This is a genomic window from Phycisphaerales bacterium, assembly GCA_040221175.1.
Lineage (GTDB): Bacteria > Planctomycetota > Phycisphaerae > Phycisphaerales > UBA1924 > JAHCJI01.
Genome location: JAVJVK010000004.1, coordinates 1 through 18,351, shown reverse-complemented (window position 1 = coordinate 18,351; position 18,351 = coordinate 1). Strand labels below are relative to the sequence as shown.

The 18,351-nt window shown below is 66.7% G+C and carries 19 protein-coding genes; 8 read left to right on the top strand and 11 right to left on the bottom strand.

The window, feature by feature from the left end:
- Positions 1-7: 7 nt before the first annotated feature.
- A complete protein-coding gene (locus RIE32_02270; GenBank protein MEQ9095070.1) occupies positions 8-283 on the top strand; it encodes an HPr family phosphocarrier protein in 276 nt (91 codons plus the stop codon).
- A gap of 183 nt (positions 284-466) precedes the next feature.
- Here RIE32_02270 and murA read toward each other — a convergent pair whose 3' ends face one another.
- On the bottom strand, positions 467-1,822 hold the full coding sequence (gene murA, locus RIE32_02265) for a UDP-N-acetylglucosamine 1-carboxyvinyltransferase (GenBank protein ID MEQ9095069.1): 1,356 nt from the start codon (positions 1,820-1,822) through the stop codon (positions 467-469).
- Between the two features lie 288 nt (positions 1,823-2,110).
- Here murA and RIE32_02260 point away from each other — a divergent pair, with 288 nt between their 5' ends.
- Positions 2,111-3,076: a fibro-slime domain-containing protein gene (locus tag RIE32_02260; GenBank protein ID MEQ9095068.1), complete on the top strand. Its 966-nt coding sequence runs from the start codon at positions 2,111-2,113 to the stop codon at positions 3,074-3,076.
- 47 nt (positions 3,077-3,123) lie between these two features.
- Here the strand turns inward: RIE32_02260 and RIE32_02255 are convergent, their stop codons facing one another.
- Positions 3,124-3,528 (bottom strand): hypothetical protein, encoded by a 405-nt coding sequence (locus RIE32_02255; GenBank protein MEQ9095067.1) that lies wholly within the window; start codon positions 3,526-3,528, stop codon positions 3,124-3,126.
- 629 nt (positions 3,529-4,157) lie between these two features.
- Here RIE32_02255 and ychF point away from each other — a divergent pair.
- Positions 4,158-5,267, top strand: a complete 1,110-nt coding sequence (ychF, locus tag RIE32_02250) for a redox-regulated ATPase YchF (protein MEQ9095066.1) — start codon at positions 4,158-4,160, stop codon at positions 5,265-5,267.
- A 23-nt stretch (positions 5,268-5,290) separates the two neighbouring features.
- On the opposite strand, the gene RIE32_02245 is transcribed toward ychF, so the two are convergent.
- From RIE32_02245 to queF, 3 genes are read right to left on the bottom strand one after another with little or no spacing between them, the layout of a single operon-like run.
- Positions 5,291-6,004 (bottom strand): LON peptidase substrate-binding domain-containing protein, encoded by a 714-nt coding sequence (locus RIE32_02245; GenBank protein MEQ9095065.1) that lies wholly within the window; start codon positions 6,002-6,004, stop codon positions 5,291-5,293.
- A 29-nt stretch (positions 6,005-6,033) separates the two neighbouring features.
- Positions 6,034-7,020, bottom strand: coding sequence for an HD domain-containing protein (locus RIE32_02240; GenBank protein ID MEQ9095064.1), 987 nt, complete (start codon positions 7,018-7,020; stop codon positions 6,034-6,036).
- Positions 7,021-7,052: 32 nt separating this feature from the next.
- A complete protein-coding gene (gene queF, locus RIE32_02235; protein MEQ9095063.1) occupies positions 7,053-7,430 on the bottom strand; it encodes a preQ(1) synthase in 378 nt (125 codons plus the stop codon).
- 134 nt (positions 7,431-7,564) lie between these two features.
- On the opposite strand from queF, the gene RIE32_02230 reads away from it, so the two are divergent.
- On the top strand, positions 7,565-7,927 hold the full coding sequence (locus RIE32_02230) for a PilZ domain-containing protein (GenBank protein ID MEQ9095062.1): 363 nt from the start codon (positions 7,565-7,567) through the stop codon (positions 7,925-7,927).
- Between the two features lie 6 nt (positions 7,928-7,933).
- Here RIE32_02230 and asnB read toward each other — a convergent pair whose 3' ends face one another.
- The 3 genes from asnB to RIE32_02215 all read right to left on the bottom strand — a co-directional run bounded on the left by asnB (position 7,934) and on the right by RIE32_02215 (position 10,649).
- Positions 7,934-9,733, bottom strand: a complete 1,800-nt coding sequence (gene asnB, locus RIE32_02225) for an asparagine synthase (glutamine-hydrolyzing) (protein MEQ9095061.1) — start codon at positions 9,731-9,733, stop codon at positions 7,934-7,936.
- Positions 9,734-9,795: 62 nt separating this feature from the next.
- Complete coding sequence (locus tag RIE32_02220; GenBank protein MEQ9095060.1) at positions 9,796-10,122, bottom strand: hypothetical protein; 327 nt, start codon at positions 10,120-10,122, stop codon at positions 9,796-9,798.
- Between the two features lie 158 nt (positions 10,123-10,280).
- A complete protein-coding gene (locus RIE32_02215) occupies positions 10,281-10,649 on the bottom strand; it encodes a hypothetical protein (protein ID MEQ9095059.1) in 369 nt (122 codons plus the stop codon).
- Between the two features lie 63 nt (positions 10,650-10,712).
- On the opposite strand from RIE32_02215, the gene RIE32_02210 reads away from it, so the two are divergent.
- The 3 genes from RIE32_02210 (at position 10,713) to ahcY (ending at position 14,049) form a co-directional block, all read left to right on the top strand.
- On the top strand, positions 10,713-11,447 hold the full coding sequence (locus tag RIE32_02210; GenBank protein MEQ9095058.1) for a tetratricopeptide repeat protein: 735 nt from the start codon (positions 10,713-10,715) through the stop codon (positions 11,445-11,447).
- A 67-nt stretch (positions 11,448-11,514) separates the two neighbouring features.
- Positions 11,515-12,477, top strand: coding sequence for a metalloregulator ArsR/SmtB family transcription factor (locus RIE32_02205; GenBank protein ID MEQ9095057.1), 963 nt, complete (start codon positions 11,515-11,517; stop codon positions 12,475-12,477).
- An 81-nt stretch (positions 12,478-12,558) separates the two neighbouring features.
- Positions 12,559-14,049, top strand: a complete 1,491-nt coding sequence (ahcY, locus tag RIE32_02200; protein MEQ9095056.1) for an adenosylhomocysteinase — start codon at positions 12,559-12,561, stop codon at positions 14,047-14,049.
- Between the two features lie 107 nt (positions 14,050-14,156).
- Here ahcY and tpiA read toward each other — a convergent pair whose 3' ends face one another.
- The 3 genes from tpiA to RIE32_02185 all read right to left on the bottom strand — a co-directional run bounded on the left by tpiA (position 14,157) and on the right by RIE32_02185 (position 16,594).
- Positions 14,157-14,957: a triose-phosphate isomerase gene (gene tpiA, locus RIE32_02195; GenBank protein MEQ9095055.1), complete on the bottom strand. Its 801-nt coding sequence runs from the start codon at positions 14,955-14,957 to the stop codon at positions 14,157-14,159.
- On the bottom strand, positions 14,954-15,358 hold the full coding sequence (locus RIE32_02190) for a DUF4112 domain-containing protein (protein MEQ9095054.1): 405 nt from the start codon (positions 15,356-15,358) through the stop codon (positions 14,954-14,956). Before RIE32_02190 ends, tpiA begins: the two co-directional genes overlap by 4 nt.
- Positions 15,359-15,553: 195 nt before the next feature.
- Positions 15,554-16,594: an SUMF1/EgtB/PvdO family nonheme iron enzyme gene (locus RIE32_02185; GenBank protein ID MEQ9095053.1), complete on the bottom strand. Its 1,041-nt coding sequence runs from the start codon at positions 16,592-16,594 to the stop codon at positions 15,554-15,556.
- A 695-nt stretch (positions 16,595-17,289) separates the two neighbouring features.
- Between RIE32_02185 and RIE32_02180 the strand changes: the two genes are divergently transcribed.
- Entirely contained in the window at positions 17,290-17,985 is a 696-nt protein-coding gene (locus RIE32_02180; GenBank protein MEQ9095052.1) for a hypothetical protein, read from the top strand.
- Positions 17,986-18,351: the final 366 nt, after the last annotated feature.

Genomic DNA, 18,351 nt, shown 5'->3' with positions numbered 1-18,351 from the left:
ATACGGATTGGCCAAGGAGTGCGCCGCCAAGGTGAAGGTCGTCAACCGTCTCGGGCTGCACGCACGCCCCGCGACGGCGGTTGCCGACTGCGCCCAGCAGTTCAAGAGCCAGATTGCGCTCAAGCGCGACGATCAGGAGATCGACGGCAAGTCGATCATGCAGATCATGCTCCTGGCCGCGACGCAGGGCGTCGAACTGGAGGTCATCGCACGCGGCGACGACGCGGACGAGGCCTGCAAGGCCCTTTCGGATCTGTTCGCGCGAGGCTTCGATGAAGAGTAACCAACCTCAAGACCACGCCGACCAAGCGCAGCTACCCGAGCAACTTCGCTGCCCCGTCACGGGGAAGCCCTTGCAGCTCGAGCCGGACGGATGCTGGATCCGCGTCGTGGGCGAACCCCTCCGATACCCGGTTCGCGGGGGCATTCCGGTCCTCGTTCCCTCGGCTGCCGAGAAGCTTCAGGCCTAGACCGGCACGGCGACCTCTTCGAGCGACTTCTCGTTCACCCGCTGGATGTCGGCGCCCAGTCCGTTGAGGTACTCGTCCATGCGCTGGTAGCCACGATCGAGGTGGTACACGCGTCGCACGATCGTGCGTCCGCGGGCGGCCAGCCCCGCCAGGACCAGGCCAGCCGACGCTCGCAGGTCGCTCGCCATGACGGGCGCGCCCACGAGCTTCGGGACGCCGCTGATGACCGCTGTGGGGCCGTGGCGGATGATCTGGGCGCCCATGCGTAGCAACTCGGCCACGTGCAGGAATCGCTCGGGGAAGATCTTCTCGGTGATGATCGAGTTTCCATCGGCCAACGTCAGCAGAGCCAGAGCCTGGGCCTGCAGGTCCGTCGGGAATCCGGGGAACGGCTGGGTAGTCAGTTCCACCGGCCTGAGCGCTCCCGTCCGACGAACGAACGCGGTCGCACGGATCGAATCACCCCCGGTGGTCTCGAGCGGGGCGTGTTCGCTCAGTTCGAGCTCGATGCCCGCTGCCCGGAGCATCTCGAAGGGACCGACAAGAGCATCCACGGGCCAGTTGGCGATCGTCAGTTCGCCCCGCGTCATGGCCGCCGCCATCGCATAGGTGCCCGCTTCAATGCGATCGGGCATGATCCGCCGGGTGGCGCCGTCCAATTGCTCGACCCCATCGATAACGATGCGGGGCGTACCCAGGCCCGAAATGCGGGCGCCCATGCTCTGGAGCAGCCGGCCCAGATCGACCACTTCGGGCTCGCAGGCCGCCGATTCGATCACGGTTCGGCCATGGGCCAGGGTGGCGGCGCTCATGATGTTCGCCGTGCCGAGCACCGTGGAGCCAAAGGGGCCGCCCAGAAAGACCGTGGCGCCCTTCAGGCCGCCCGCAGGGGCCTTGGCAACGACATCGCCATTAGAAAGGCTGATCGACGCTCCCAGGGCCGCCAGGCCCTTCAGGTGCAGATCGATGGGGCGAGGACCGATCGCGCAGCCGCCCGGCATGGAGATGCGAGCCTCGCCGCGACGCGCCAGCATGGGGCCCAGGACGCACACACCGGCGCGCATCGTGCGGACGATGTCGTATCGGGCGTGGCTCAGGCTCGTATCGGTGACCACCGTGCGGACCAGGCGTCCGCCGCGGCTGGGGCCGTCCTGCTCGGTAACGTCCACGCCCAACTCGGCCAGCAGTCGGAGCATGTTCGAGATGTCTTCGAGCCTGGGGACGTCCGAGAGTTCGACGGGCTCGTCCGTGAGCAGGGCCGCCGCCAGCATCGGAAGGGCTGCGTTCTTCGAGCCGTGAACCTCGAATCTGCCGGAAATGGGCTTGCCGCCCTCGATTACAAACGCGTCCATGCGTGCGTCTCCGATGTATCTCGACCGACCCGATTGGATGGCCCCAGCCTACGCGAGCACGGCGTCCGGGAACGGCTACGGCCTGTCGTTTACATCGACGGTTGGCGGCCCCAGACGTTGGAATCGGCCCAGGCCGATCCGGCGGGGTTTCCCATCCCGCACATCCGGCCAACTCGCAGGCAGGAATTTCGTGCGACGCGTGGCCGCCTGCGAGCGCGCAATCGAGGGTGTAGGCGTGGATTCCAGCACCCCGTGTGGGGGTGCGTGACGTACGCCGGATGTTCCGGCATGGAGGCAACGATGCGAAATGGTCAATCTTCTCGCCGGATCGTGCGGGCCGCAGGCGCGGTCGGCGTGGCCGGCATCGTCGCTCTGGCCTGCGGCACAACCGTGGCCAGCGCTCAGGACGGGCAGAGTTCGGATCCCTACGCCGATCTGCCCACCGAGTTGGTCCTGACCGGCACGGTCCGCGACTTCCGTCCCAGCACCGAGGGCGGGCACCCGGACTTCCAGCGGTACAACACCGGCCTGCGCGTCGGTTGGGTCGCCTTCGAGCTGGACTCGGACGGCAAGCCCACCCTGCGCGATGGCAACAAGGGCTTCAAGATCAGCGGAGCGTTCAAGGACGAGCAGGGCCGCAGCATGTTCCCCTTCGCGTCCAACGTGGATTACATGGAGAACCGCGAGGGCGATAGCTATGGCACGCTGGACGCCCAGAGCGGTAACGTCTTCACGAGCGCCGAGAGCTTCAGCCAGTGGTTCCGCAACGTGCCGGGCGTTAACCTGTCCAAGCCGGTGGATATCACGCTGACGCGCGAGCCGGGCACCGACCGGTACGTGTTCCATGCGCACGACGACAGCGGCCAGGAGGGCATCCAGGGGTTCTTCCCCATCGATGGTGAGCTGTACGGCAACCCCGCGGGCGACCAGTGGGGCCACAACTACCACTTCACCTACGAACTGGCCACCAAGTTCGTCTACGACGCAGACGCGGACAACACGTTCACGTTCTTCGGCGATGACGACGTCTGGGTGTTCATCGACGGCAAGATGGTGATCGACATCGGCGGCGTCCACGGCGCCGTCAGCCAGACGGTCGACCTGAGCCGCCTGAACTTCCTGGAAGACGGTGGGGAGTACGAGTTGAAGGTGTTCTTTGCCGAACGCCACTACACGCGCTCGAACTTCCGAATCGAGACCACGCTGCGTCTGCGCACCGTCGAGTTGCCCAGCAACAGCGCCGCGTTCGACTGATCCAGCGTTCACCAGCCGGCCTCACCGGGAGGCCGACACGCCGTTCGTTACCACGCCGTGTGCCACGGATGGGCCCCGTAGGGGACCCGTGGCGCACGGCGTTCGCGCTGCGCCGGGCTGGTGAAGAACAGGAGCGTTCGTGGAGAACGAGGCAACGGCACCAGCCAGTACCGATCGATCGATGGTCGCTCGTTCTGCCGCCACGAACCAGAGACGCTGGTGAACCCCGGAGGCGGGAGGCCGAGCGCCACGTCGCGCCGTGCCAGGGCCGTCGAGTCTTGTTCGACGCCCGGCATGGGCATCACGCTGGCCCACGACTCGGTGCTCGAGGCCGGCGCAGCCTGCGCGAAGGTCGGCCGGGGCGTTCGTTGGTGGGTGCGGGTCGCCGTGCAGCCCTGGACCACGAGCGCAAGCCCCGTGAGGCTGAGAAGAAAGAATCGATGCCGCGCCATGCCCGCCTCCGCGAGAGGCTGTGGCTCCGTCCTGGTGTGTCGCCGGCATTCCATTCGCCGGCTTCCTGGTACAACGCGCCCGGGAGGACTCGAACCTCCGACCTACGGTTTCGGTAACCCCGAGGCTTTCGCCACGGACCGGACCATCTCTTCGCCCGCCGGCGCGTCGTTGCGTGCCGGGGAGGGCGCCGGGCGCTTCCGTTGGTGGCATCAACCACCGCCGGTGCAGGGGTATTGCCGGGGCGGCTCACCTGCTGGTCTCTACACCTTCCGCCAGCACCAGACTCGCTCTCGGAGCGTGCCCGGGCCCCGCCGACGGCTCGGCTCGGGATTGCCCGCCACGACCAGATCGTGGGTGGGGTTTCCCCGAGTTCACCCGGTTCGCCTCGGCCCGTTTCCGGGCCGGGCCCCTCTTGCCGAAGGAAACCGTTGCTCTGTCCTGCTGAGCTACGAGCGCTCGCGTTCAGGCGACAGTGTACCCCGGACCTCACCGGCAAGTAGACCACGAGATCGGTCCTCGGGCCAGGCGCGGGGCGGATTGGGCCGCCAGATAACCGCAAGATGGACGCGGGCGCGCATACCTTTGCCCCTTTCAGATCGAAACGCCCCAAGCACCGGAACCCCACCCCATGGACGCAGGCATCGTCGGACTGCCCAACGTCGGCAAGTCGACCCTCTTCAACGCATTGACGAATGCCGGCGCTCTGGCGGCGAACTACCCGTTTGCCACTATCGAGCCCAACGTCGGCATCGTGCCCATCCCCGACCCGAACCTCGCCCGCATCGAAAAGCACATCAAGACCCAGAAGGTCATTCCCGCCGTCATGCGGCTGGTGGATATCGCCGGCCTGGTGCGCGGGGCGAGCGAGGGCGCGGGCAAGGGCAATGCATTCTTGAGCAACATCCGCGAGGTCGACGCCATCGCTCAGGTCGTGCGGTGCTTCACCAAGGCACCCGGCGGTGAGGAAATCCTGCACGTCGATGGCTCGGTCGATCCGATGCGCGATATCGCGACCATCAACAGCGAACTGCTGCTGGCCGATCTCCAGGCCGTCGAGAGCGCACTGTCCAAGGCCGAGCGCGCCGCCAAGAGTCGCGAGCCCGAGGCGGTGGCCCGGTTCGCGGTGCTGCAGAAGATCAAGCCCGTCCTGGATGAAGGCAGGCCCGCACGGGTGATTGCCGAAAGCATCATCGATGCCGAGCAGCGAAAGGCCTGGAGGGGCCTGGGTCTGATCACCGCAAAGCCCATCCTGTACATCGCCAACGTCGACGAAAGCGATGCCGCCGGCCAGGGAGACATGGCACAACTGGTCGCGGCGCATGCACGCAGCGAAGGAAACGCGTTCGTACCCGTCTGCGCCAAGATCGAGAGCGAACTGGCCGAACTCGATCCAGCCGACAAGGTGGAAATGCTGGCCGATTACGGGATGGACGAGCCGGCATTGGCGAAGCTGGCGCGCGAGGCCTACCGGCTCCTTGGCTTGCAGAGCTTCTACACCGCCGGCGAGAAGGAAATCAGGGCCTGGACGGTGCGTCAGGGTGCGACGGCCCCACAGGCGGCCGGTGTCATCCATACGGACTTCGAGCGAGGATTCATCCGCGCCAACATCTACAGCGTGGACGTGCTCGATCAGTACGGCAGCGAGAAGGCCATCAAGGAAGCGGGCAAGATGCGCGTGGAGGGCAAGGACTACGTCATGCGTGACGGTGACGTCTGCCACTTCCTGTTCAACGTGTAATTCCGACGCTTGCGGGGAAACGCTCAGTTCCAGCTCACGCCCTTGGGCCAGCGTTCGGGGTGCTGTGCCGCGGCGTTGCGAATAATCCGAGCCATGTCGCGGAGCGCAAGCTCGACCAGTTGAACGCGTCGCTGCGCATCGGGCTCGGCTAAGAGCTGATATCGCAATTCAGGATCCGTAAAGAGTGAGAAGCACACGAGCTCGAACGCCGCCGAGTCGGGGATCTGCTCGTTCTCCAGTCGCTCCACCACCCAGGAGGCCGTGCGGAGCTGTTGGAGCGGCCACGCAGTCAGGTGCTCGGTGAGCTTCTGCCGAGCGGTTTCAAGGCTCTCGACGCTCTGGCCCGGCAGGTCGAGCGGCTCGAGGTATGCGGTGCGATACCGCCGCTCACCCTCGGGCGGATGCTCGTCGACGATTCTGGCCCGGCAGATGCCCTGGAGCAGGATGTTGTAGTGCCCATCGGGGAGCTTCTCGTGCTGGAACACCTGCCCGATGCACACCGCCGGACGCAGCGGCAATGATTCGCCGCTGTAGTCGAACGATTGCAGGTTGCTCGTGTCGTACGTGGCCATGGCGATCTGACCCGAGCCGTCGAGGGCATCGCCGATCATCTGGCGATAGCGCGGCTCGAAGATGTGGAACGGCGCCACCTGCTGGGGCATGAGGGCCACGACGCCCAGCGGGAAGAGCGGCATGGGCTTGCCGAAGTTGACCTGGATGGCGATCTCGTCGCTCATACCCAATGGTATCCCCGGCAATGGGCGCACTATTCGCGCAGCGGATCGGGGCGATACACGCGGGTATTCAGGGCCCAGTGCTTCTCGGTGAAGGGCCCGCGCAGGTCCGGTCCATCGGTGCGATCTCTCTTGGCGGCCACCAGGGCCATTTCCGTCTTGGCGTCCAGATCGTCTAAGTTGGATACGAAGATGGCCTCGGGCGTGGAGGGGATCTTCGCTGCGCCGTATTCGGGCACGCCATGATGCGAGAGGATGATGTGCTCGAGCACCATGATGGCGTTCGGGGGCATGTCGATCCCGTCCTGATACACCTTCTCGCGCAGCAGGATCACGCCATCGACAATGTGGCCAACCAGCAGGCCGCGATCGGAGTAGTCAAACGCCCGGTCATACTTCAATTCACGGGTCTTGGCGATGTCGTGCAGGAACAGTCCGAGCAGGATCAGGTCGCGATTGAGGTCCGGATACAAGGGCAGCATGCGGTCGGCGAGCTTGCACAATTGCAGCGTGTGCTCGAGCAAGCCGCCCAGATAGGCGTGGTGCAATACCTTGGCCGCCGGAGCCGTGCGGAACGCCGACATCAGCGGCTGGTCATCGAGGAACGCCCGCGCCAGCTTCTGTGCGGAAGGATGTTCGAGGGTATCGAATATCGCGCCCAACTCGGCGAACATTTCGTCTGGGTTTCGCTTGGAGGCGGGCAGCAACTCGCGGATCATCTCCTCGTTGGGATCGAACGGATCGATCGACTGGATGATGATCTGCATCTCGCCCTGGTAGGCTTGGGCATCGCCTTCCACCCACACGAACCCTTCCGCCGGCAGCCGGTTGTACGCCGACTCATCGATCGACCACATGCGTCCGGGAGCCGTGCCTGACTTGTCAGAGAGCAGGCAGCGGAGGTAGAGCTTGTCGGTGCGCGTCTTGCCGAGCTGCGCGTTGATGATCGCAAACGGACCGCTGACGTGCTCGCCCTCGCAGACGTCGCAGAGGAGGACTCGCTTGGGTGTACCGCTCATGGGATGCAAACTCGCTTTCGGTCGGGGGACGGTCAGGCGACGTTGGGAGGGACCGTGCCGTGATCGGCCCTGATCACTGAACGTATTCCGCCGCGGCCCCGCCAGTGGGTGGTGACGCGCAACCAGGTCGGCTGCATCAACTCGGACAGGTCGTCCCGGATGCGATTCGTGACGGCTTCGTAGAAGATGCCCTCGTTGCGGAACGACTGCAGGTACATCTTCAAGCTCTTCAACTCAACGCACAGCCCGCCCGAACTGCCCGCCGCGGGCTGAAACACGACCACGACCTCGCCAAAGTCGGGATGCCCCGTCTTCGGGCACAGGGATGTGAACTCCTCGGCCACGTGCTCCACCGTGAAGGGCGTGTCAACCGGCGTTGGGAAGGCTTCGAGCAGGCTCGGATCGGGCATCGCCTGTCATAGACCACACGCCGGGGCCGATCAAGCCGGCACGGCTGTCACAACCGGTTCAAATCCACCCATGGGGGCGGTGGCGCACCGCGTCAACCGACGAATCCGCCACGGCGTGTCGATCTGCAAGGATCATGCACGACGTCTACCGCTCTCATGCCCATTGGCTCAAGGCCTCGGATCGCCGCAGCGTCGGTCGAATCGAGATCCGCCACCTGCGTACGACTCTTGGTCGGGTCATGGATATCGGGCCGGGGGGCATTCGCGTGCGCGGCAAGCCTTGGCCGCCCCTGGAGACCTATGGACCGTTCGAGGTCGAGCTGCACGGCATGACCGAGGTGCTCCCGCTCCGCGTGACGCTGGCCTGGTCGACGCGCCCCACGATGTTCACGCGAGAGATCGGCCTCAAATTCGTAGACCTGAGCGATCACGCGAAGCACGCATTGGCGGGGCTCTTTGCCGCCTGCGAGGACCTCACCAAGGCCCAGGCCTCCTAGTTGGTCTTAGCCGAACCACCGCCTCGCCCAGAGCCCGACGTTCACCATGGGCCAGGCCAACTGCCAGTGCTCCCCGGGATCGCTCGCCACACGCTCGAACGTGGCTCGATCAAAAAACTCCTCGACGAGGGGATCATCGGCCAGATCCGCAAGCAAGGGTGCGAGCCAGTTCTGGAAGGGCAGCGGGAAGCTCGCCTTGGGACGTCGAAGGATCTCCGGCGGAACAACGTTTGCAAAGGCAGCCCGTAGAGCCACCTTCGTGCCCTGATGGGCCGGTAGCGTGGGATCGAACTTCTGGTCCATCGGCAGTTGATCCGCGATGGCGGCGACGACGCGATCGGCCAGGGGCGTGCGCCCTTCAACGCCCGACTGCGAGAGCGTGCTGTCGACGCGCTGGAGCAGGCCCGTGAGGTTGGTGCGACGAACCAGACGCATGTGCGCACGCAACGCCTCGTCGCGCGGGCCGAGCGTTGGCCCCGGTCGCGCCGCCTCGTGCTCGTACGCATCGCGATATGCCTGGACGAGCCAGCCGCCGAACTCGGCGATCCTCGCGAGCTTCGGACTCAACAGCCTTGGCAGCAATTGTGGCGGGACCCAGGCATTCTGCACCAGGAACGCGACGGCCGGATCATCTCCACCGGCGTCAACGTACGCTGCCGCCTGCATGAGCGGGCCGTGATAGCCGCCAAAGAGTTCATCGGCTCCCTCACCGGTCAATACGACCTTGCAGCCACCGGCTCGGATGGCGCAGCCCAGTGCGTGGATCGCGATTTCGTTGGGCGTGCTGACGGGCTGGCCGGTTCGTTCGATGAGCGTCCGGACGCCAGACACAAATCGATCGGGCGTCATCTGGATGGCGTGGTGGGGCAGTTGCCACTGTTCGGCCAGTCGGGCGGCGTATGCCGTATCGCTCTCGGTGCCGTCTTCTTCTCCGCCGGCAGCGAACGTGGGCAGTCGCCTCCGGTGGGCCCGCGTCGTCGCGGCGATGATGGTGCTGTCCAATCCACCGCTCAGCAGGAGGCACACGGGCACGTCCGATCGCAGGTGCTGGGAGACCGAATCTTCAACGATGCTGCGCAGGTCGTCCGCGGGCTCACCTTCGATGGGAAGCTGCCATTGCCGACGCGGCATGGCGCAATCGCGGAGATCAAACTCCAGCACGTGGCCCGGCGGCAGCATCGACACGCCGTCGAACAGCGTCCGCCCTTCGGTGCTCAGCCGGATCGTGCACAGATACGCGGCCAGCCCGAGCGGGTCGACCCTTGGAGAAAGGTGGGGGTGTTCGAACAGGGCGGTGACTTCGCTGGCCACCACGAGTTCCGGCCCGCTCCCATCGGGTGGTTGGGCCCATGCGTAGACCAACGGCTTGATGCCCAGCGGATCGCGCGCCAGGACCAGACGCTCTTCGAGTGTGTCGTAGGCGACGATTGCAAACATGCCCCGGCATCGGCGGAGGCCGTGAGGCCCCCATGCCGAAAGCACCTGGCAGAGCGTGGCGGTATCGCTGGGCGAGTCGGGAGCGTGCCCCTCGAGCGCCAATCGGCCGCGCAGTTCGGGGTCGTTGTACAGCTCGCCGTTGTACACCACCATCCATCGCCCATCGCTGGACGCCATCGGCTGGCGGCCGGCCTCACCCGGCGCGATGACCTCCAGCCGCCGCTGACCCAGGAAGACCCCCGGCGCATGCCACACCCCAGCGCCGTCGGGGCCTCGATGAGCCAGCGCATCCCGCATGCGCACGGCTTGCGACCGAGACACCGAAATGTCCACGCCCGCGCCGCGTGCAATTGCAACGATACCACACACGCCGGGGATATCGGCGTGTCATGGCAGCCAGGCTCAGCCGATGGCGAGAATTGCCCGAGTCGTTATACCCAGACCTGGACGATCAGATGGCAGGCCTTGCCCAGCGTGTCGCTCCATTCGCCCACCTGGGTGGTCACCAGCTTGATCTCGCAGTCCTCGTGGGTCTCGAGCCATGCGTTGATCTGCGAGTCGAGGTGGCTCAGCGCATCGCCCTGGAGCTTGCAGTGGAAGCTCTTCACGTGCGTAGCGCCCTGCCCGGTGAGCTGAGAATGCCGGCGCCAGCCGGAATCATCCTCGGGCGTCACGCCGAGCTTGGCCAGCGTGCGGATCTTGGGCTTGCTCTCTTCGGCTTCGGCGCGGCCGGTCGACGCGTGGTTCTGGTCGAGCATTGTGCATGCTCCCGAGAGTTGCCGTCCGCCCGTGGCATACCCCCGGACTGGCCCGACTACCCCACGTGGCCGGGCGGCACGATGCCCACCTTGGCGTCATGCCAGCGGTTCTGAATTGATTCTAATCGAAGGACCATCAAATCCGAAACAAAATTTGCTCACTCTCCGAACACAAACCGATCGGAACCCTCGTGGATACCACGTAGCACATGGTCACGAATGCCCAGTTGGAGGCGGACCTGGAGGTCGCTTTCGTTGGCCTCGAGCACGCGGCACCAGCCGGAGTGGACGCGTCGCACCGAGCCGCGATTGCCCGAAATCGGTCCCTCGTAGGTCAGGTAGTGGCGTCGGTGGTGGGGCAGGCGGAGGCCTTCAAACGGTTCGTTGTCCTGACTGATGTCCCGATCGAGGCGGAAGGTGAGCAGCGGACCTGCCTCGTCGGTCGCCAGCATCCAGTCGTAGTGGTGCGTTCCATCGGGCAGGTCGTGGCGGAGGAGCACGGTTGGAAAGCGGTCGGTTTCGAGCATGCCGTGCGAATCGTTGGGCCCGGGGGTAGCCAAGGGCGAGTTGGAGCGCCGATAATCGGACCTATGCCCAGCAAGCCATTCCACACCGTTGCCGTCCTGTCCATCCTTGCCATGCTCGGCCTGCTGCTCAGCGGGTGTGCGAAGGAACGCTCCGCCGGCGAGATCCGCGAGGCGGCAAACCTCGCGTACGACCGGGGCGACTACGCCACGGCGCTGGCCGAATGGGAGGAGTACGCCCGGGTCTATCCGGTGCCGCTGGCATCGGACCTGGGCCGGGGTAAGGCCCTGCTGGCCCTTGAACGGCCGGGCGATGCGATCATCCCGCTCGAGCGGGTCTACCGCGACGACCCGATGGACGAGGAAAAGCTGAATCTGCTCATTGCCGCGCTGCAGGGCGCCGGCGAGGACAATCGGCTGATTTCACTGCTGCGTGATCGCACCCGCCAGCCGGGCACCGTGAAGGATTATCTGCGACTGGCGCGATACGCCGAGGAAATCGGTGATCCGGACGAAGCCGAACGGGCCCTGCTGGCGGCGGCCCGCGTCGATCGCGGCATGAGCAGGGAGCCGCAGTTGAAACTCGCCGAGTTCTATCACGGCATCGGCGACACCAAGCGTGCATTGGAGCGGTACGCGATGGCATTGTGGTTCGATTACTCCGATCCGGTCATCGCCGAACGCATTCGGGCCCTGGGTGAGACGCCGGGCCGGACGTTCGTCCGCGTGCCACGCGAGGCCGTGGAAGAGGGCGTCCTGGCGCCGGATGCAGCTCCGCCGGAGCCCGAGCCTCGTGGGTAATCCCTGATTTTCAGGCATCGGTTTGGCTCACGCCCTGATGCCTTCTACACTTCATCCGGGTAAACGGATGAAGACCGTCGACGCACTCAATGACATTGCCGCCGCGCTCTCGGCCATCGCCGATGGCGTGCGTTTGCGCATGCTCAGAGTGCTCGAGGCCGAGGAACTGGCCGTCGGTGAGATCGCCCAGGTCCTGCAACTCCCGCAGTCGACCGTCAGCCGGCGCCTGAAACTGCTGGCCGAGCATGGTTGGGTGCAGCGTCGTGCGGCCGGAACGGCAACGCTCTACCGCTGCGTCAGCGACGACCTGCCGCCCGAGCTCCGCGGCGTGTGGAGCCAGGTTCGCGAAGCCACGGGTAGCGCCGAACTCGACGCCGACACGCGCCGCCTTCGCGCCGTGATTGCCGACCGCAGGCCCGGCTCGGCCGCGTTTTTTGGACGCGTGGGCGCCGAGTGGGACGACGTCAGCCGCGAGCTCTTCGGCGAGCGGTACGCTGGCGAAGCGCTCGCGTCACTGCTGCCGGGCGACATGGTCGTGGCCGACATCGGCTGCGGCACGGGCGTGTTCGCGGGCATGCTCGCGCCGGTCGCGGCCCGAGTCATTGGCATCGATCGCGAGCCGACCATGCTCGAGGCGGCGCGCAACCGCTTGGGCACGCCGGACAACGTCGAACTGAAGCTGGGCGACGCCGAGCGGCTGCCGCTCGAGGATGCCAGCATCGATCTGGCCGTGCTGGGCCTGGTGCTCCATCACCTGGAGCACCCCGAGGCGGCGCTGCGTGAGGCCGCCCGCGTGCTCAAGCCAGGCGGACGCGTGCTCATCGTCGATATGCAGCCGCACGGTCGCGAGGAATTTCGCCTGGAGATGGGCCATCGCTGGCTGGGCATCTCGCAGGACCAGTTGAACGAGTGGGCCGCCGCGGCCGGGCTGCAGATCAGCGGCCATCGCGTGCTCCGCAGTTCACCCGTGGCGCGCGGGCCGGAGGTATTTGCCGCGACGGCCAGGCCCATACGCAAAAAACCAAGTTAACGTGAGCATCGGGCCCCGCAATGCCGGGGGTCGTGTGGAAACCGCAACAACGAACCAACTGTCAAGGAAGAGGAACGAAACATGACGACGCTGACCACCGACGTGGCCGAGACCGGCCGGGGCCAACTCGAATACAAAGTCAAGGATCTCTCGCTGGCCGAGAGCGGCCGCAAGGAGATCCGTCTGGCCGAGGACGAGATGCCCGGGCTGATGGCGCTGCGCGAGAAGTACGGCGCCAAGAAACCCCTCAAGGGCATCAAGGTCGCCGGCAGCCTGCACATGACCGTGCAGACCGCCGTGCTCATCGAGACCCTGGTCGAGCTGGGCGCCGACGTCCGCTGGTGCTCGTGCAACATCTTCAGCACCGCCGACAACGCCGCCGCCGCGGTCGTGGTCGGTCGCCCCGAAGATGGTGGCACCCCCGAGAACCCCGCCGGCACGCCCGTCTTCGCCTGGAAGGGCGAGACGCTGGCCGAGTACTGGTGGTGCACCAAGCAGATGCTGACCTGGCCGGACGGCTCGGGCCCCGACCAGATCGTCGACGACGGCGGCGACGCCACGCTGCTGCTCCTGAAGGGCCAGGAGTTCGAGAAGGCCGGCAAGGTCCCGGACTTCAACGAGGACAAGGACCCCGAGGAGTACCGCCACATCCTCAACACCATCCGCTCGACCATCGAGACCAGCCCCGGCTGGTTCAGCAAGGTCACCCCCGCCGTCAAGGGCGTGAGCGAAGAGACCACCACGGGCGTGCACCGCCTCTACCAGTTCGCCGAGAAGGGCGCCCTGCCCTTCCCGGCCATCAACGTCAACGACTCGGTCACCAAGAGCAAGTTCGACAACGTCTACGGCTGCCGCCACAGCCTGATCGACGGCCTGAACCGTGCCACCGACGTCATGCTCAGCGGCAAGGTCGCGGTCGTGTGCGGCTACGGCGACGTGGGCAAGGGCTGCGTGCAGAGCCTCCGCGGCCAGGGCTGCCGCGTCATCGTGACCGAGATCGACCCCATCTGCGCGCTCCAGGCGTCGATGGAGGGCCTGGAGGTCAAGACCCTCGAGGACTTCATCGAGACGGCCGACATCTTCATCACGACGACCGGCAACAAGGACATCATCACGCACGAGCACATGAAGCGGATGAAGGACAAGGCCATCGTCGGCAACATCGGCCACTTCGACAACGAGATCCAGATGGAGAAGCTGCAGCGCGACAAGGACGTCGAGCGCCGCAACATCCGCCCGCAGTACGACGAGTTCTACTTCAAGAGCCAGGACAAGAGCATCCTCGTGCTCGCCGAGGGCCGCCTGCTGAACCTCGGCTGCGCCACCGGCCACCCCAGCTTCGTGATGAGCGCGAGCTTCACCAACCAGGTGATAGCCCAGATCGAGCTGCACGAGAACAACGAGAACTACGAGAACAAGGTGTACGTGCTGCCCAAGCACCTGGACGAGATGGTGGCCCGCCTGCACCTGGACAAGCTGGGCGTGAAGCTCACCAAGATGAGCCAGGACCAGGCCGAGTACCTCGGTGTTCCCGTCGAGGGCCCGTACAAGCCCGATCACTATCGTTATTGAGTCATCTTGTCGCCTCGCCGGCGGGGCCGTGCGCGGGCGTAGCCCGACGCGTTGGCTTCGTGGGGTGACTGATTGAACGAGACCGCGTGCTCAGGCACGCGGTTGTCTTATGCGCTGGCGGCGTCGACGATGGCCAGGAAGTCCTCGGCCTTCAGCGACGCGCCGCCGATGAGGCCGCCGTCGACGTCGGGCTGGGCCATCAACTCCTTCGCGTTGGCGGGCTTCATGGAGCCGCCGTAGATGATGCGGATGGCGGTGGCGGCGTCGCTTCCAAGCAGGTCGTCCAGGACCTTGCGGGTGTTTTCGTGCGCCGCCTGGGCGTCGCTCGCGCTGGCGGTCTTGCCGGTGCCGATGGCCCAGACCGGCTCGTAGGCGACGACCAGGTGGTCGTGGCGGACGATCTTGGTGCTCTCGAGCGCGCTGCGGAGCTGGGCCTCGTTCACGGCGTCGGTCTTGCCGGCCTCGCGCTCCTCGAGCGTCTCGCCGATGCACAGGACGCCAGTGAGCCCCGCGTCGAGCACGGCCCGCAGCTTGGCGGCGATGCGCCCCTCGGCTTCCTTGAGCCCGTGCCGCCGCTCGCTGTGGCCGACCAGCACCGTCGACACGCCGCACTCGGTGAGCATCGCCAGCGACACGTCGCCGGTGTGGGCGCCGTTGGCCTCGGGCGAGCAGTCCTGGGCGCCCAGCAACAGGCCCGTCGCCCCGACGCTCGAGCGGATGGTTTCGAGCCACACGAAGGGCGGGTAGATGGCGACCTGCGCCTCACGCTGCCCCACGCCGCTCACCGCCCGTCCCACGTCGGCGGCCAGCTCCAGGGCCTGGCCCCTGGTCGTGTTCATCTTCCAGTTGCCGCCGATGAAGGTGCGGCGCTTCTTGCTGGTGGGGGTGCTGCCGGTGTGGGTGCTCATGGGCCAACCGTATGCCGAGTGCTCCGATCCGGACCGCCCTTGGGACCGCCCAGCTCCTTCTCCAGCAGCTTCAGGTTCCGCGTGTTGGCCTTGTACCACGCGTCGGGGATGACGCCGATCAGCGGGATCAGCCCCACCAGCCAGTCGAGCCCCAGGTTCGCCAGCATCTTCGCCAGCGTCCGCCGCCGCACGCCCGCCCGCTTGGCCTCCAGGATCGGGTACACGCTGATCAGCAGCGACGCCGTGTCGCCAACCACCGGCAGCAGGCTGATGATAGGATCCAAGCCGAACCTGTAGCTCGTCCCCGGCACGCGATAGCGCGTGTCCATCCAGCTCGAGACGGTGCGGACGCGCTCCAGGGCGCGGGCGGCGTGCTGCGGATCGATCGGGGGCCGTGCCATCGCCCAAGGCTATGGACGCTCGCCGGGTGGTGGGGGGGTGATGAGGGCGGGTTCACGTCAGGCATTGGACGCGAAGGACGCGAAGAGGTCGCGCACCAAGAACCCACGAGCCCCTCGCGCGAGCGAGGGGATGAGCGGAGGAAGTGCTCGAACGCGGAGGTCGCAGAGGACGCGGAGGTGCTCTTCACGAGCCGGTCACGCACGCCTGCGACCGCACACCATCGCGCACCCGAGCATGACCGCAATGCTCCCCGGCGCGGGGACGACGCCGGCCATCCGAAAGCCATTCAAGCTTGTGGGGCGGGTCTGCGAGAAGAAGTAATCGAGGCGGTCTTCGAGCGCAGGATCCAGCGCCGCGGTACTCGTTCCGGGCCGGAACAACTTGAAGCGTGTGAAGTCGGAGACCGACTCGGTCATCTCCGACAAGCCGCCGGAGGCGTCGAGCATGCCCCACGGGCTGGCCGAGTCTGGATATAGGCCGACGTCAATGCGCGTGTACTCGCCGAACAACAGCGCGAGCCCGGCACTGGTCTCGGACCCCGGCTCGCCGGGGATGCCGGTGACCAGGGGCTCGTCGCCGCCGTTGGGGTACTGCCAGAAGCCCCCCTGGCCGGGTCCGTCGCGGTTGGGGTCCCAGTGGGCCGCCTTCATCCACTCGTGGATCGAAGGGATGAAGAATTTCGCGTCGGGGGATCGATCGACCTGATCGAGGGGGAGGCCCGTCACCGGATCGTCGCGGAACGTGCTCGTGTCGTACACGCCGGCCTCGAAGTCCGCGAGGTCGCTGCCCTTGTCGTTGTGCAGCCAGTTGGCGAACCTCGCGGCGTATCGGAAGCCGACGTCGGCGCCGTAGTTCTCGGCGCCCGGGAGCACGTAGTAGATGGGGTTGCCCGAGGGGCCGAAGCGCTCGATGGCGATCGACGTGCTGACCATGCTGGGGTCCCAGACGTAGCCGGGCGTGGCGCTGTACGCGTTGAGGAACTCGAGGTATTGCGCGTTCGTCACTTCGGTGCGTGTGATGCGGAAGGCGTGATCGACGGCTCCCAGCGGCCCGTAGAGATCCCGGTTCCACATGGGCGCTTCGGCGGCGGTCGCGCCGCGATTCCCGGGGTCGCCCACCATCACGAAGTCGAACCCGTAGCTTGGGGGGACGGTCTGCGCGACGCCCGGGCTCGCAGCCATCCCAGTGGCCGCGGCGGCGATGCAGAGCGCGTGTCGGGCGATCGTCCTGATCATCGAACCTCCCTGTCGACCGGCGTACAGGCTAGCTTAGCCAGCCGTTCCCCAGATTGCCCAGATTGCTTTGCCGGATCTCGGGTCGTCGGATGCCCGGGGCCGCCGCGTCCCGCATCCGTGGCGGCCCATGCGCATCCCGATCGTCCCAACGCCCATCGGCAACCGCCCATCGCGCCTCCCGATCGGGCGATCGCGCACCCGCGATCGCCCGGCACGCATCCGTGATGGCCGAAGACGCATCCCGATCGCCCCACCTCGCATCCATGTTGGCGCTTGACGCATCCGCGATGGCCCATCCCGGTGCCGCGATGGACGATCTCGGTACCGTGATGGACGATCTCGGTACCGTGATCGGCGCGTGCGCGCTGGCTTTTCGGACGCTGGGCCCCGCCCCGGGCCGCGCCGGGGCGGTTCGCCCGGTTCTGGGACCGTGCGGCGTGCGCGGGCGATGACGATTTTTCGGATTGTGATGCTTTTTCGTGCAGGCGCGTTCGCAACGGCTCGATGACGTTCCCACGCCGGGGCCATGGTGGCCGCCGGTCCAGCGGGCCACGACGCTCGCGAGGAGTTGTTCCGATGAACAGCGCTCTTGTTACGCCGGGCGGCGCTCGTGGCCGCATTACCCGTTCTTATGTTCGCGCCGCGCTCGCGGCGCATGGGCCCGCCGCCGAGGCGACCCGTGAAGGAGGTGTGTCATGAGCACGGTGCCGCACAACGCACTGCAAGCCATCGACTGGGTCGAGACGCGCGTGCCCGTGTGGTCGGCCGCGGGGCTGACCATCGGCCTGGATCCGCTCGAAGTGGCCGACCTGGGCACCCTGCTCTCGGAGGCCAAGGACCTCAAGACGCAGTGGCTCACCGCCCAGGCCCTGGCCGACGCCAAGGGCGCCGACTACCGCGCGGGGGTCAAGGCCATGCGCGCCAAGGCCTCGGGCCAGGTCACCCAGATCCGCGGCTTCGCCCGCAGCAAGGGCAACCCGGACTCGATCTTCACCACCGCGCAGATCCCCCTGCCGGCCGACCCCGGCCCCAGCCCCGCCCCCGGCACGCCCGAGGGCTTTACGCGCCAGCTGCTCGACGGCGGGGGCCTGCGCTTCACCTTCACCTGCGACCACCCCGCGGGGGTCAAGGCGGTGACCTACAAGGTCGAGCGCCAGCAGGATCCCCAGGGGCCCTTCGAGTTCCTGCTCAACGCCAAGAAGCGCGAGTTCGAGGACTCGACCTTCCTTGGCACCAGCACGGTGATCGCCTACCGCGTGACGGCGCAGACGACCACCAAGGACGGCCTGGCCGCCAGCTTCACGGTCCGCTACGGGGCGGGCAACCAGAGCGAAGCACAGCAGGCGACCATCATCGCCCAGGGGCCGGCGGTGGAGAGCGAGGCGTCGTAGACGCCCGGTCACCGACGTCGCGTGTGGTGCGAGGGGCGCGCATGGGTGCGCCCTTCGTGCTGCGCTGGGGGCGCGGTGGGTTGGGCGCACCGTGCTGTGGGGGTGCGCCGAAGTTCGACGCCCCGGCGGAGCGCCCCGAAGACGGGACGCTGCGCCGGGGCTCGACCAAAGGTAGTTTTCTTGAGGCGCTCGAAGACTCGCTTGCGGGCTGACGCCCGGGCGGCGGGGGGCCGCCTCGCCTCCGCATGCGCTTTCGCTCGAAGACTCGCTCGGCGGATGCTGCGGCGCGGGGGGCAGGGTGAGCGTGGGCGTGCACGGTGGCGCCGGAGCATCCGCGCAGCGAGTCCGCGAGCGGAGCGCATGCGC

What these genes read in the sequence shown, in the direction of transcription:
- murA (MEQ9095069.1), bottom strand. Translation starts at nt 1,822, where the DNA reads ATGGACGCGTTTGTAATCGAGGGCGGCAAGCCCATTTCCGGCAGATTC.
- RIE32_02260 (MEQ9095068.1), top strand. Translation starts at nt 2,111, where the DNA reads ATGGAGGCAACGATGCGAAATGGTCAATCTTCTCGCCGGATCGTGCGG.
- RIE32_02255 (MEQ9095067.1), bottom strand. Translation starts at nt 3,528, where the DNA reads ATGGCGCGGCATCGATTCTTTCTTCTCAGCCTCACGGGGCTTGCGCTC.
- ychF (MEQ9095066.1), top strand. Translation starts at nt 4,158, where the DNA reads ATGGACGCAGGCATCGTCGGACTGCCCAACGTCGGCAAGTCGACCCTC.
- RIE32_02245 (MEQ9095065.1), bottom strand. Translation starts at nt 6,004, where the DNA reads ATGAGCGACGAGATCGCCATCCAGGTCAACTTCGGCAAGCCCATGCCG.
- RIE32_02240 (MEQ9095064.1), bottom strand. Translation starts at nt 7,020, where the DNA reads ATGAGCGGTACACCCAAGCGAGTCCTCCTCTGCGACGTCTGCGAGGGC.
- queF (MEQ9095063.1), bottom strand. Translation starts at nt 7,430, where the DNA reads ATGCCCGATCCGAGCCTGCTCGAAGCCTTCCCAACGCCGGTTGACACG.
- RIE32_02230 (MEQ9095062.1), top strand. Translation starts at nt 7,565, where the DNA reads ATGCACGACGTCTACCGCTCTCATGCCCATTGGCTCAAGGCCTCGGAT.
- RIE32_02220 (MEQ9095060.1), bottom strand. Translation starts at nt 10,122, where the DNA reads ATGCTCGACCAGAACCACGCGTCGACCGGCCGCGCCGAAGCCGAAGAG.
- RIE32_02215 (MEQ9095059.1), bottom strand. Translation starts at nt 10,649, where the DNA reads ATGCTCGAAACCGACCGCTTTCCAACCGTGCTCCTCCGCCACGACCTG.
- RIE32_02210 (MEQ9095058.1), top strand. Translation starts at nt 10,713, where the DNA reads ATGCCCAGCAAGCCATTCCACACCGTTGCCGTCCTGTCCATCCTTGCC.
- RIE32_02205 (MEQ9095057.1), top strand. Translation starts at nt 11,515, where the DNA reads ATGAAGACCGTCGACGCACTCAATGACATTGCCGCCGCGCTCTCGGCC.
- ahcY (MEQ9095056.1), top strand. Translation starts at nt 12,559, where the DNA reads ATGACGACGCTGACCACCGACGTGGCCGAGACCGGCCGGGGCCAACTC.
- tpiA (MEQ9095055.1), bottom strand. Translation starts at nt 14,957, where the DNA reads ATGAGCACCCACACCGGCAGCACCCCCACCAGCAAGAAGCGCCGCACC.
- RIE32_02190 (MEQ9095054.1), bottom strand. Translation starts at nt 15,358, where the DNA reads ATGGCACGGCCCCCGATCGATCCGCAGCACGCCGCCCGCGCCCTGGAG.
- RIE32_02185 (MEQ9095053.1), bottom strand. Translation starts at nt 16,594, where the DNA reads ATGATCAGGACGATCGCCCGACACGCGCTCTGCATCGCCGCCGCGGCC.
- RIE32_02180 (MEQ9095052.1), top strand. Translation starts at nt 17,290, where the DNA reads ATGAGCACGGTGCCGCACAACGCACTGCAAGCCATCGACTGGGTCGAG.